The 13,130-nt window shown below is 70.6% G+C and carries 12 protein-coding genes; 9 read left to right on the forward strand and 3 right to left on the reverse strand.

Translation table 11 applies throughout. The annotated features are described in order from the left end of the window. The first annotated feature begins 25 nt into the window (after window positions 1-25). The 4 genes from ACZ619_RS16995 (at window position 26) to ACZ619_RS17010 (ending at window position 3,886) form a co-directional block, all read left to right on the forward strand. Entirely contained in the window at window positions 26-622 is a 597-nt protein-coding gene (locus tag ACZ619_RS16995; protein WP_469599335.1) for a M48 metallopeptidase family protein, read from the forward strand. 138 nt (window positions 623-760) lie between these two features. Then, entirely contained in the window at window positions 761-2,422 is a 1,662-nt protein-coding gene (locus tag ACZ619_RS17000; RefSeq protein WP_469599337.1) for a TerD family protein, read from the forward strand. Between the two features lie 11 nt (window positions 2,423-2,433). Continuing rightward, the gene (locus tag ACZ619_RS17005) at window positions 2,434-3,114 is read left to right on the forward strand and encodes an AIM24 family protein (protein WP_469599339.1); all 681 of its coding nucleotides are present in this window, start codon (window positions 2,434-2,436) and stop codon (window positions 3,112-3,114) included. 16 nt (window positions 3,115-3,130) lie between these two features. Beyond that, the gene (locus tag ACZ619_RS17010) at window positions 3,131-3,886 is read left to right on the forward strand and encodes an AIM24 family protein (RefSeq protein ID WP_469599341.1); all 756 of its coding nucleotides are present in this window, start codon (window positions 3,131-3,133) and stop codon (window positions 3,884-3,886) included. Window positions 3,887-3,960: 74 nt separating this feature from the next. On the opposite strand, the gene ACZ619_RS17015 is transcribed toward ACZ619_RS17010, so the two are convergent. Beyond that, window positions 3,961-4,482, reverse strand: coding sequence for an NUDIX hydrolase (locus ACZ619_RS17015; RefSeq protein ID WP_469599343.1), 522 nt, complete (start codon window positions 4,480-4,482; stop codon window positions 3,961-3,963). Next, window positions 4,479-5,897, reverse strand: a complete 1,419-nt coding sequence (locus ACZ619_RS17020; protein WP_469599344.1) for a zinc-dependent metalloprotease — start codon at window positions 5,895-5,897, stop codon at window positions 4,479-4,481. The genes ACZ619_RS17015 and ACZ619_RS17020 overlap by 4 nt, the downstream gene beginning before the upstream one ends. Window positions 5,898-6,089: 192 nt before the next feature. Between ACZ619_RS17020 and ACZ619_RS17025 the strand changes: the two genes are divergently transcribed. The 4 genes from ACZ619_RS17025 to ACZ619_RS17040 all read left to right on the forward strand — a co-directional run bounded on the left by ACZ619_RS17025 (window position 6,090) and on the right by ACZ619_RS17040 (window position 9,256). Beyond that, entirely contained in the window at window positions 6,090-7,202 is a 1,113-nt protein-coding gene (locus tag ACZ619_RS17025; protein ID WP_469599345.1) for an SDR family oxidoreductase, read from the forward strand. A 151-nt stretch (window positions 7,203-7,353) separates the two neighbouring features. Further along, entirely contained in the window at window positions 7,354-7,815 is a 462-nt protein-coding gene (locus ACZ619_RS17030) for a molybdenum cofactor biosynthesis protein MoaE (protein WP_469599347.1), read from the forward strand. Window positions 7,816-7,966: 151 nt separating this feature from the next. Beyond that, complete coding sequence (locus ACZ619_RS17035; RefSeq protein ID WP_469599715.1) at window positions 7,967-8,098, forward strand: hypothetical protein; 132 nt, start codon at window positions 7,967-7,969, stop codon at window positions 8,096-8,098. 60 nt (window positions 8,099-8,158) lie between these two features. Beyond that, window positions 8,159-9,256 carry a YlbL family protein gene (locus ACZ619_RS17040; RefSeq protein ID WP_469599348.1) on the forward strand — a complete coding sequence of 366 codons (1,098 nt, stop codon included), beginning with the start codon at window positions 8,159-8,161 and terminating at the stop codon, window positions 9,254-9,256. A gap of 151 nt (window positions 9,257-9,407) precedes the next feature. On the opposite strand, the gene ACZ619_RS17045 is transcribed toward ACZ619_RS17040, so the two are convergent. Continuing rightward, on the reverse strand, window positions 9,408-9,950 hold the full coding sequence (locus ACZ619_RS17045) for a PPA1309 family protein (protein WP_469599350.1): 543 nt from the start codon (window positions 9,948-9,950) through the stop codon (window positions 9,408-9,410). Window positions 9,951-10,125: 175 nt separating this feature from the next. On the opposite strand from ACZ619_RS17045, the gene ACZ619_RS17050 reads away from it, so the two are divergent. Next, complete coding sequence (locus ACZ619_RS17050) at window positions 10,126-13,086, forward strand: UPF0182 family membrane protein (RefSeq protein WP_469599682.1); 2,961 nt, start codon at window positions 10,126-10,128, stop codon at window positions 13,084-13,086. Window positions 13,087-13,130: the final 44 nt, after the last annotated feature.

A 13,130-nucleotide genomic window follows, 5' to 3' on the forward strand; every position in this document is an offset into this window, starting at 1 on the left:
CGTGTGCAGCGGGTAACGTCGGGGCGTGCCCGCCGACCCACTGCACCGCGCCGGAAAGCCACAGCGCAGTACGACGAGCCAGCCGCCGAGCGGCTCGGGGGCGAGCGCGATCGAGGTTCGCAGAAGCGCCCGGCGCCGCCGGACGGTCTCCGCGTACCGCGAGGGCGATCGCACCGTCGTGCTGATCCCCGCCCGGATGTCCGAGGCGGAGGAGCAACGCTGGGTGACCGTCATGCTCAACAAACTCGCCGCCCAGGAGAGCAAACGGGTGCTGGGCGACGCCGAACTGGCCGAGCGCGCCCAGCGGCTGTCGGACCAGTACTTCGGCGGCCGGGCCCGCCCCGCCTCGGTGCGCTGGGTCACCAACCAGAACACCCGCTGGGGCTCCTGCACCCCGGCCGAGGGCAGCATCCGGCTCTCGCACCGGCTCCAGGGCATGCCCGAGTACGTCGTCGACTACGTGCTCTGCCACGAGCTGGCACATCTGCTGGTGCCGGGACACGGACCCCGGTTCTGGCGGCTGCTGGAGGCCTATCCGCGCACCGAACGGGCCCGGGGCTACCTCGAAGGCGTGGTCGCCGCCGAACGGCTGCCCCACCCGCCCGGCGCGCGCGGAGAGTGACGCGCCCCGGGCGCGTTCCCCGCGTCGTCGCCGGGCGCGGGTTGTGTACCGGGTCTGTACCGACTTCTTCCGATGTCCGGGTTAGCCGTTAGCCTGGCGCGACGCACTCACATTCGGGATGGGGGACGGTCGTAACGCATGGCCAGGGAATTCCAACGCGGCCACAAGGCCAGGATCAGTGACCTGACGGCGGGCACGGATCTGTACGTAGGCGTGCAGATCTCCGGCCCCGGGCTGAGCTTCGACATCAGCTGCTTCGGCCTGGACGCCGACGAACGCCTGTCGGACGACCGCTACTTCGTCTTCTTCAACCAGCCGAAGTCCCCCGAGGAGTCCATCCAGCTGCTGGGCGCGCAGGCGGGCGACACGGAGTCCTTCCGGGTCACGCTGGACCGGATCCCGCCGCGGATCCAGAAGCTGTCGTTCACGGCGACCATCGACGGCGACGGGCAGATGTCGCAGGTCGCTCCCGGCTACCTGCGCATCGTCGCGGGCGGCGAGGAGGTGGCCCGGTACTCCTTCGGCGGCGCGGAGTTCTCCACCGAGCGCGCCGTGATGCTGGGCGACTTCTACCTGAAGGACGTGTGGCGCTTCGCGGCCGTCGGCCAGGGCTTCGACGGCGGTCTGGAGGCGCTGCTGAAGAACTTCGGCGGCGAGGTGATGGAGGAGGAGGCGCCGGCCGCGCCGGAGCCGCAGCAGCCGCAGACCGGTGCCGCGCCCGGATTCGCGCCGCCCGCGTTCTCGGCCCCGTCCGCCCCCGCGCCGGCACCGACCCCCACGCCGGCACCCGCACCGGCCCCGGCTCCTGCACCGGTTCCCCAGGGCTTCACCCCGCCCCCGGCACCGTCGCCCGGGTCGGCCCCGAACGTGCACGCCGCGCCCACCCTCATCGCCCCGCTCGTCCCGGGCACCGTGCCGCCCCCGGCACCGGCCCCCGCGCCCTACGGCCAGCCGCCCGCCCCGAACGCGCCGATGCCGCCCGGCTACGGCCAGCCCCCGGCGCCTCCGCAGGCCCCGGGCCCGCCGCCCGGATACCCGCAGGCTCCGACGCCGCCCCCGGGCTACGGCCAGCAGCCGTCGTTCGGACAGGTCCCCGGCCAGCAGGCCTACGCGGTGCCCCAGGGCGCCCCGCAGGGCGGTGCCGGGGTCGGCGCCGCGCTCCAGAAGTTCAAGGAGACGCCCACCGGGCAGCGCTGGACGCCGCAGAACAGCAAGCTCATCCGCGCCGACCTCGGCATGGGCGGCCAGCCGGTGCTGGCCCGGCAGGGCAGCATGGTGCTCTACCAGGGCAAGGTCGACTTCAGCTACAAGGGCGCCGGATTCGCGGGCCGGATCGTGGGCAACGCCACCGGCCAGGAGATGCAGCTGATGCGCTGCACCGGCAACGGCCAGGTGTTCTTCGCCGAGAACTCCGCCCATCTGCACCCCATCGAGCTCCAGGGCGACGCGATCTGCGTCTCGGCCGAGAGCGTCCTCGCCTTCGACGAGAGCCTCCAGCACGAGGTCCGCCGGATCGAGGGCCACGGCATCCCCGGCGGCGCGCTGTTCACGATGCAGTTCCAGGGCACCGGCACGATCGTCGTCAAGACGCACGGCACGCCCGTGGTGCTGCCGGTGACGCCGACGACCTTCGCCGACTGCAACGCGATCGTCGCCTGGTCGGCCGCCTCCCAGGTGATCGTCTCCAGCCAGGTGCGGATGCGCCGCAACGCCTACCCGGGCGACACCGGCGAGAGCGTCAACCTGCAGTTCCGGGGCGCTCCCGGCAACTTCATCGTCGTCCAGCCGTACGAGGTCTGAGGGAGCCCGTCATGAACCAGCCGCTCGCGGGCTACGCCCCCGCACCCGTCACCGCCCGCATGGACAACCACGGCGACCACATGCTCAAGGTCGCCATGCAGACCGGCAACGACCTCCTCGCGCGCGTGGGGTCGATGGTCGCCTACGAGGGCTTCGTCCAGTACGAGCCCAACCCGCCGGCCGTGCGCCAGATCGCCCGCGACTGGATGACCGGCGAGGGCGCGCCGCTGATGAAGTGCTCCGGCGACGGCCTGCTCTACCTCGCCGACTACGGCGCCAACGTCGTCGTCATCAACCTCAACGGCGACGGCATCTCCGTCAACGCCACCAACCTGCTCGCCTTCGACGCCCATCTGACCTGGGGCGTGGAGCGGGTGAAGGGGCTCGCGAAGTTCGCCGGACAGGGCCTGTGGAACACCAGGATCTCCGGGCAGGGATGGGTCGCGCTGACCTCCCGGGGCAAGCCGATCGTCGTCGACTGCGGCGGCGGCGAGGACGAGACGTACGTCGACCCGGACGCGCTGGTCGCCTGGTCCCCGAACCTCAAGGTGAAGGGCAAGCGCAGCTTCAAGGCGCAGTCGCTGATCGGCCGGGGCAGCGGCGAGGCCTACCAGATGGCCTTCTCCGGCCAGGGCATCGTCGTCGTCCAGCCCAGCGAGGACAGCACCGACCGCCTCCGGTTCCGGGGCTGAGGGGGAGTCAGGAAACATGCAGAGCCCGCTTTTCGCCTTCAACGACTCCCAGGCCAGGGACCGCTACAGCCTCCAGAACAAGCAGATGCTGCGGGTCGTCCTGGAGGGCCACGACGACGTGCTCGCCCGTAAGGGCACGATGGTCGCCTACCAGGGGCTCGTCGAGTTCGACGCCGAGTACCAGGGCCACAACCAGGCACGCGCGCGTGCGTACACCGGCGAGGGCCTGGACCTGATGCGCTGCCACGGGCAGGGCACGGTGTACTTCGCCAACCTCGCCCAGTACATCCACGTCCTGGACGTCGACCACGACGGTCTGACCGTGGACAGCAGCTACGTCCTCGCGATGGACTCCACGCTGCACCACGAGGTCGTCGCCGTCGACAGCCTCTACGGCATCTCCGGCTCCGGGAAGTACCAGCTCAACATCACCGGACACGGCAAGGTCGCCCTGATGACCTCCGGCGCGCCGCTGCTGATGCAGGTCACGCCCGACAAGTACGTCAACTGCGACGCCGACGCGATCGTCGCCTGGTCCACCGGGCTGCGCGTCCAGATGCAGGCCCAGACGCATTCCTCGGGCGTCTGGCGGCGCCGGGGCAGCACCGGTGAGGGCTGGGAGCTGAGCTTCATGGGAAGTGGCTTCGCGTTGGTCCAGCCGAGTGAACTGCTGCCTCCGCAGAACGCCCAGATCGGGCAGGGAGTCGCCGCCCAGTTCGGAATGGGCCAGCAGGGCGCGCGCGGGATGAACCAGGGCAACGTCTGGAGCTGAGGGACCACGGGGTAAGGGGCGCCCGCCGGGGTGGGCGCCCCTTACCCATGCGCCGGGACCGCCGGACCGGCCGGTCAGAGCCGGGCGCGGGTTCCTTCGAGCAGCCGGACGACCGAGTCGTCGGCGACCTCCGCGACCTCGTCGTAGCCGAACCAGCGCAGGTCCAGGGACTCGTCGCTGATCGCGTGGGCGGCGCCGCGCGGGGCCAGGGCCGCGTACTGGACGTCGAAGTGCCAGTGGCACGGCGCCGGGATCGGGTGCCGGTCCAGGCGGACCGGGCCGCCCGGCAGCAGCGTCAGCCCGGCGATCCCGGACTCCTCGGTCGCCTCCCGCAGGGCCGCGGCCGCGAGCGTGGCGTCGCCCGGCTCGCAGTGGCCGCCCATCTGGAGCCACATCCGCAGCTTCCGGTGCAGGGTCAGCAGCACCCGGCCCCGCTCGGGGTCGACGACCAGGGCGCTCGCCGTGACATGGCCCGCGTGACAGGCCTTCCAGATGCCGTCGGAGTGGGCCGCGAGATGGTCCAGATAGGCCTGGCGCAGCTCGTCCTGGCCCTCGTGCCCCTTGAGGACGAGGACCGCGTCGTCGTACAGGCTCACTCGGAGTCGTCGCCCTCCGCCTGGTCGTCCTTCTTGTGCAGGTCGGGCTTCTCGGCCGCCTCGCCGAGCAGCTTGTCCAGCTCGGAGAAGTCCAGCTGCTCACGGTGGACGAAGCCGTCCGGGTCGTCCAGGTCGGACGCCGTCGGCAGCATGTCCGGGTGCGCCCACAGCGCGTCCCGGCCGTCGACACCGCGCGCGTCCGTCAGCGAGGCCCACAGGCGGGAGGCGTCGCGCAGCCGGCGCGGACGCAGCTCCAGGCCGATCAGCGTGGCGAAGGTCTGCTCCGCGGGGCCGCCCGTGGCACGGCGGCGGCGCAGGGTCTCGCGCAGCGCGTCGGCCGACGACAGCCGCGGCTTCGCGGCCGCGTGGACCACCGCGTCCACCCAGCCCTCCACGAGCGCCAGAGCCGTCTCCAGACGTGCCAGGGCGGCCTTCTGCTCCGGGGTGTCCTCCGGCTGGAACATGCCCTGCTGGAGGGCGTCCTGGAGCTGCTCGGGGTTCTGCGGGTCGAACTGGCCGACCACGTCCTCCAGCTTGGCCGTGTCGACCTTGATCCCGCGCGCGTACCCGTCGACTGCGCCGAACAGGTGGGAACGCAGCCACGGCACGTGTGCGAACAGACGCTGGTGGGCCGCCTCGCGCAGCGCCAGGTACAGCCGCACCTCCTCCTTCGGCACACCGAGGTCCTTGCCGAAGGACTCGATGTTCACCGGCAGCAGCGCGGCCTTCCCGGCCGGGCTCAGCGGCAGGCCGATGTCGGTCGAGCCGACGACCTCGCCCGCGAGCACCCCGACGGCCTGCCCGATCTGCGTGCCGAACATGGCGCCGCCCATCGAGCGCATCATGCCGATCAGCGGGCCCGCCATGGCCTGCATCTCCTCCGGCAGGACATCGCCCATCGCGGCGCCGACCCGCTCGGCGACCGGGTCGACCAGCTCCTGCCACGCCGGCAGCGTCGCCTCGACCCACTCCGCGCGAGACCAGGCCACGGCCGAACCGGAACCGGACGGCAGCGACGTCGCGTCGTCCAGCCACAGGTCCGCCAGCCGCACGGCCTCCTCGACCGCCGTGTGCTCGGCGGGGCCGACGCTCGCGTCCTTGACGCCGTCCGACGTGCCCTGCGCGACCGTCTGGCGGGCGATCTGCTTGGCCATGTCCCAGTTCACCGGGCCGCCCTCGTACGAGAGCATCTGGCCCAGCTGCTGGAAGGCGGCGCCCAGGTCGGTGGGGTTCAGCGACCCGAACATGGCAGCGAACGGATTGTCGCCGCCGAAGCCGCCGGCCCCGGGGGTGCCGAAGCCGAACGGGTTGGCCGGTCCCTGCCCACCACCGCTCTGCTGGTCCTTCTTCTTGCCCTCGTCGCCGTCTTCCGGCTCCTCCGGCGGAAGGCCGAAACCGAATGGGGTGTCACTCACGGGAATCCTCGGCTGGTAAGGCCACCGGTTCTCTCCGGCGGCGCGGCTGCCCGACAACACCACCCAGCGTAGACACCCCGACCCGATCGGGCCTCGGTGCTTCGCCGACAGTCGGCCTGCGGCAGGATGGATGCCACCTGGTACGTACGCGTCACTCACGCTCGTACTGAAGACAACCGCTGGAGACGCCCGGTGAGTTCCCCAGATCCGCAGGTTCGCGCAGCGCGAAACCACTCAACCCCTCCCGCAGTGCGCGGGCCCGTCGTCGCCGTGACCGGCGCCGCGACCGGGGTCGGCGCGCTGCTCACCGAGCGGCTGGCCGCTTCCGAGGAGATCAAGCAGGTCATCGCGATCGACGAGCGGCGCGGGGAGTGTGCGGACGCCCGGTGGCACATCCTCGACGTACGGGATCCGGCCATCGCCGACAAGCTCCGCGGGGCCGACGTGGTGGTGCATCTGGCGCTCGACCTGGATCTGGAGACGGACGCCGCGGCGCGTACGGCCTACAACGTGCGCGGGACGCAGACCGTGCTGACCGCGGCGGCCGCCGCCGGTGTGCACCGCGTGGTGCTGTGCACCTCCGCCATGGTCTACGGCGCGCTGCCGGACAACGAGCTGCCGCTGTCGGAGGACGCGGAGCTGCGCGCGACCGCCGAGGCCACGGGCGTGGGGGACCTGCTGGAGATCGAGCGCCTCGCGCGCCGGGCGCCCCGCGCGCACCCCGGGCTCAACGTCACCGTCGTGCGCCCCGCGGTGCTCGTCGGAGGCACGGACACCGCGCTGACCCGGTATTTCGAGTCGCCCCGGCTGCTGGTCGTCGCCGGGTCGCGGCCCGCCTGGCAGTTCTGCCACGTCGAGGACCTGTGCGGCGCGCTCGAGTACGCCGTCCTGGAGAGGGTCGAGGGGGAGCTCGCGGTCGGCTGCGACGGGTGGCTGGAGCAGGAGGAGGTCGAGGAGCTGAGCGGGATCCGGCGGATGGAGCTGCCGTCGGCGGTCGCGCTGGGCGCGGCGGCCCGCCTGCACCGGATCGGGCTCACACCGTCGCCGGCCGGGGACCTCGCCTACACGATGTATCCGTGGGTGGTGAGCGGGAGCCGGCTGCACGACGCCGGGTGGCGGCCGGGGTGGACGAACGAGGAGGTGCTGGCCGAGCTGCTGGAGGAGGTGGCCGGACGGCACACGGTGGCCGGGCGGCGGCTGGGGCGCAAGGACGCGACGGCCGCGGGCGCCGCGGGCGCGACGGTCGCGCTGCTGGGCGCGGCGGCCGTGGTGCGGCGGGCCCGGAAGGCACGGCGCCGGATCTGAGCCGCACCCGCACCCGCCCTCGCACCCGCCGCCAGGCCCCCGCCTCCGCCGGCGCGGCCCGGGCACTCGCAGGAGTCTCCGAAGACGTACGCGCGCGTGCCTGGTGACAGCGGTATTCCGCGAGGTCCCGGGCTTGCGGCACGATGGGGGTATGGCTGCTACGTACGATCATCCCGGTGAGCGGGGCGCTGACGATCCGATCAGGCTGATCGGGATCCGGGAGACCGCGCTCTCCGTGGACGAGGTCTTCGCGGCCGTCGGGGACGACGCGGCCGGAGGGGTCGCGCTGTTCGTGGGGACGGTGCGCAACCACGACGGGGGCGCCGACGTGGACGCGCTCGGGTACTCGTGCCATCCCAGCGCCGAGAGCGAGATGCGGCGGATCGCCGAGAAGGTCGTCGCCGACCACCCCGTGCGGGCGCTGGCCGCCGTGCACCGGGTGGGTGACCTGCGGGTGGGGGACATCGCCGTCGTCGTCGGCGTGTCGTGTCCGCACCGGGCCGACGCCTTCGAGGCCTGCCGGAAGCTGATCGACGACCTCAAGCACGAGGTGCCCATCTGGAAGCACCAGAAGTTCTCGGACGGCACCGAGGAATGGGTCGGGGCCTGCTGAAGAAGCCACGTTCGGCCTCCGGTTGCGTAACCGTACCCCTCGCGTGAGCGTTGTCAGTGCGGATGGCTAATCTGCTGATCAGTCAGTCGCGGGACGCTCATGGGGTTGGGAGGTCGGCATGGCGGCGCTCGTCTGGTTGCTGATTCCGCTTGTGGCTGCGGTCGGCGCCGGTGTGTGGGGCAGCTGGGCCAACCGGACCAGGAGAGCACGCAGCGACGGCCCCGAGCTGGACGGGTACGCGCGGTTCTGCGAGGCCATGGAACGGTCCCACTCCGGCAGCTGAGACGCGTGTGACGGGTGGCCCTGACGGTGCGCTGACAGGCGCGTCCCGTACTGTCATGTCATGCCACGCCGCACCGCGACGATGCTCGCCTCCACCCTGATGCTGATCGCGCTCCTGTGCGCCGGAGTGCTCATCAACGTGCCGTACTCGGAGATGTCCCCCGGCCCGACCGTGAACACGCTCGGGGACCACGACGGCGAGCCGGTGCTGCAGATCGACGGCCACAAGACGTACGCGACCTCCGGGCACCTGAACATGACGACCGTCCGGGTCACCAGCGCCGACTACCGGATGAACCTCGTCGAGGCCGTCTACGGATGGCTCTCGCACGACAACAAGGTCGTGCCGCACGACACGCTCTACCCGGACGGCAAGACCGAGCAGCAGTCCACCCAGGAGAACGCCGAGGAGTTCAGCCAGTCCCAGGAGAGCGCCAAGGTCGCCGCCCTGAAGGAGCTGGGCATCCCGGTGAAGTCCTGGGTGATCGTCTCCACCGTCGTCAAGGGCTCGCCCTCCGAGGGCAAGCTGCACGCCGGTGACGTGATCAAGGCCGTCGACGGTACGGCGGTCAAGCAGCCGGCCGACGTCGCCACCCTGGTCACCAAGCACAAGCCCGGCGAGGACGTCGTCTTCACCGTCGTGCCGGCCAAGGAGCAGGCCGCCGCCGAGAAGGCGAACAAGACGGCCACCAAGACCGAGAAGGTCACCGTCACCACGGCCACCTCGGACGACACCGGCGAGAAGCGGGCCATCGTCGGGATCTCCGCCGGGACCGATCACACGTTCCCGTTCTCCATCGACATCAAGCTCGCCGACGTCGGCGGGCCGAGCGCCGGGCTGATGTTCTCGCTCGGGATCTACGACAAGCTCACCCCGGGTGACCTCACCGGCGGCAAGTTCGTCGCGGGCACCGGCACCATCGACGACAGCGGCACGGTCGGGCCGATCGGCGGCATCTCGCTGAAGACCATCGGCGCGCGCAGCAAGGGCGCCCAGTACTTCCTGACCCCGGCCGACAACTGCGCCGAGGCCGCCAAGGACACCCCGAGCGGGCTCACCCTGGTCAAGGTCAAGAACATCGGCGACGCCCTCGACGCCCTCAAGGACATCCGCAGCGGCGACACCGGCGCCCTGCCGAAGTGCACCACCAAGGGCTGAGACCACGAAAGAAACGGCGGCAGGTACGGCGGCAGGCACGGCCGAGACGCAGCCGGAGACGCAAAGACCGGGGGCGCCCCTCCTGACGAGGGGCGCCCCCGGTGCCGTTCCCGGACGGGGCCGGCGTGGCCGTGGGCGGTGACGGCGGAGCTCAGTCCTCGAACGTCGACTTCAGCGCCTCGGCCAGGCCGGGCACCAGGTCGGGGCCGGTGAGGACCTCCGTGGGGGAGTCCTTCTCGCGCAGGCGCACCGCGGAGTCGCGGGTGCCGTCGCGCAGCACGGCGACGGTCATCCGGACCTCCTGGCGGTCGGGGTGGCTCGCGACCCACTTGGTCAGCTTGGCCCCGCTCAGCCCCTCCGGGACCTGGGACTCGGCGGACGGCGGCAGCATCAGGCGCTCCACCGTGAGCGCGCAGCCGACCACCGCGTCCGGCCAGGCGATGGTGCCCAGGAACTCGTCCAGCGCCTTGTCCGTTGGCACTTCGTCCTGCTCGATCGGGGTGAGACCGGTGGTCGCGGACTCGTCCTCCAGACCGAGCTGGGCGGCGAGAGCCGGTTCCTGGGTGCGCAGCCGTACGGTGTCGACGAGGGCGAAGAGGCGAGCGGGCTGGTCCCAGCCGAGGCCGGAGGCGTACTCGTCGATCTCGAGTACGGCCCGGGTGAGCGGATTCGCTGCCATGGGAGTGTTGGACATGGTCACAATCCTGCCTCGTTCATGGCCGGAATCGGGAACCGAGTAAGCCGTGAGTAAGTTGCATAGGTGTGGCCCCACGATCACGGGGGGCCACGGAGGGCCCCCGAACGCGGGGGCCTGACGGTACAGAAGCGGATTCAACAGCGACTTCGAGGTGCGCACCTTGGCTTTCCAGATGCCGGACCGCGGCGGAGGCCCGACGGGGCCACGGATGAGAGCGGCGGGACGTCCGTCCCGGCGCGTCCGGACCCTGCTCATGACACTGGGCGTCTTCGCCGTGCTCGGCATGGCGTTCAGCATGTTCGCGGGTTTCTGGACGAACTGGCTCTGGTACCGGTCGGTGCACTACTCCTCGGTGTTCACCACCACCCTGTGGACCAAGATCGGACTGTTCTCCGTCTTCGGTCTGCTGATGGCGGTCGCCGTCGGTTTCAACGTCTGGCTCGCCCACCGGCTGCGGCCCCCGCTGAGCGCCATGTCCATGGAGCAGCAGAGCCTCGACCGCTACCGGATGGGCATCGCGCCCTACAAGCGGTGGCTGCTGCTCGCGGTCACCGCGCTGGTCGGGCTGATCGCCGGCGCGTCCGCGGCCGGCCAGTGGCGCACCTGGCTGATGTGGGTCAACGGCGTGCCCTTCGACCAGAAGGAACCGCAGTTCCACCTGGACGTCTCCTTCTACGCCTTCGACCTGCCCTGGTACCGGTTCCTGCTGGGCTTCGGCTTCGCCACCGCGATCCTCTCCCTGATCGCGGCCGCGCTCACCCACTACCTGTACGGCGGGCTGCGCGTCACCAGCCCCGGCGCCCGCGCCACCGGCGCCGCGACCGGCCACCTCTCGGTGCTGCTCGGCCTCTTCGTCGCCCTCAAGGCGGTCGCCTACTGGCTCGACCGCTACGGACTGGCGGTCAAGTCGAGCGACTTCAAGGCCACCGGGAACTGGACGGGCCTGAGGTACGTCGACGCGAACGCGTACCTGCCGGCCAAGACGATCCTGTTCTGCATCGCCGTCATCTGCGCGCTGCTGTTCTTCGCCACCCTGTGGCGGCGTACCTGGCAGCTGCCCGTCATCGGCTTCGGCCTGATGGTCCTCTCGGCGATCCTGATCGGCGGCCTCTACCCGGCGATCGTGCAGAAGTTCCAGGTCCAGCCGAACGAGCAGGCCAAGGAAGCCCCGTACGTCCAGAAGAACCTCAAGGCGACCCGCGAGGCGTACGGCATCGACGACACCAAGGTCAGCGAGTACACGGGCAAGAGCACGACCACGGACAAGACCAAGCTCCGGAACGACGTCGAGGACACGGCGAGCATCCGGATCATGGACCCGAACATCGTCTCGCCGACGTTCCAGCAGCTCCAGCAGATGCGGAACTACTACGCGTTCCCGACCAACCTGGACGTGGACCGCTACACCAAGGACGGCAAGGTCCAGGACACCGTCATCGGCCTGCGCGAGCTGAACCTCGCCGGCATCCCGAAGAACAACTGGATCAACGACCACTTCCGCTACACCCACGGCTACGGCGTGGTCGCCGCCAAGGGCACCGAGGCCGACTCCCAGGGGCAGCCGGTCTTCACCGAGTCCGACCTGCCGTCCACGGGCGACCTGGGCGCGTACCAGCAGCGGATCTACTACGGCGAGAAGACGACCACGTACTCGATCGTCGGCGGTCCCCAGAAGGAGATCGACTACTCCGACGACAACGGTGAGAAGACCACCAGCTACGAGGGCAAGAGCGGGGTCAGCCTCTCCAGCCCGGTCAACCGGGCCGCGTACGCGGTGGCGTTCAACGAGCCGCAGATCCTCTACTCCGGTGCGATCGGCGAGGGCTCGCGGATCCTGTACAACCGCACGCCCAAGGAGCGTGTCGAGGCGGTCGCCCCCTGGCTGACCATCGACGGCGACGCCTACCCGGCGGTGGTGGACGGCCGTATCCAGTGGATCGTCGACGCCTACACGACGACGAACGGCTATCCCTACGCCTCCCGCACGACCCTCGGCGACACCACGGCCGACTCGCTGACCGCGACCAACAACTCCCGTGCGGTGGTCGCCCAGCAGAACCAGGTCAACTACATCCGCAACTCGGTGAAGGCGACCGTCGACGCGTACACCGGCGCCGTCAAGCTCTACCAGTGGGACACCCAGGACCCCGTCCTGAAGACCTGGATGAAGGCCTTCCCCGGCACGGTGGAGCCGCGCAGCGCCATCTCGAAGTCCCTGATGGCCCATCTCCGTTACCCGCAGGACCTGTTCAAGGTCCAGCGGGAGCTGCTCACCCGCTACCACGTGACGGACGCCCAGACGTTCCTCACCGGCAGCGAGGTGTGGCAGGTGCCCGACGACCCGACCAACAAGTCGGGCGACGCGGTGCCGCCGTACTACCTGAGCATGAAGATGCCCGACCAGAGCCAGCAGACGTTCTCGCTGTCGACGACGTTCACGCCCAACGGCAGAGACAACCTCAGCGCGTTCATGTCGGTCGACTCCGAGGCCGGTTCGAAGGACTACGGCAAGATCAGAATCCTGAAACTGCCGACCAGCACGACCGTCGACGGACCCAAACAGGTCCAGAGCCAGTTCAACTCCGAACAGGACATCGCGGCCGCCATCAAGCTCCTCAAGGGCGGCGACTCGGAGGTCGAGTACGGCAATCTGCTGACCGTGCCGCTGGACGGGGGTCTGCTCTACGCGGAACCGGTCTACGTCCGCGGTGCCGGCGTCAAGTACCCGCTTCTGCGCAAGGTGCTGGTCACCTACGAGGGCAGGACCGCCTTCGAGGACACCCTCGACGAGGCGCTGGACAAGGTGTTCGGGACCGAGGGTTCGGACACCGGGTCGTCGGACACCGGCACCGGGACGACCACACCGCCCACGTCCGGCGACCCCACGGTCCAGGCGGCGCTGGACGACGCCCAGAAGGCCTTCGACGCCGGACAGGAGGCACTGAAGAAGGGCGACTGGACCGCGTACGGCAAGGCCCAGGACGAGTTGCAGGACGCGCTGAAGCGGGCCGAGGCGGCGCAGTCCAAGGCCGACCGGACGAGCGGTTCCCCGACTCCGGGCAGCAGCGCGAGTCCGAGCGCCGCCGCGAGCGCCAGTCCCGGTCCGAGCGCGAGTTCCGGACCGAGCGGGTGACCGGGACGGGTTGATCAAGCACCCCCCGCGCCGTGATACGGTTT

It is taken from the genome of Streptomyces sp. NPDC104367, from assembly GCF_055583825.1.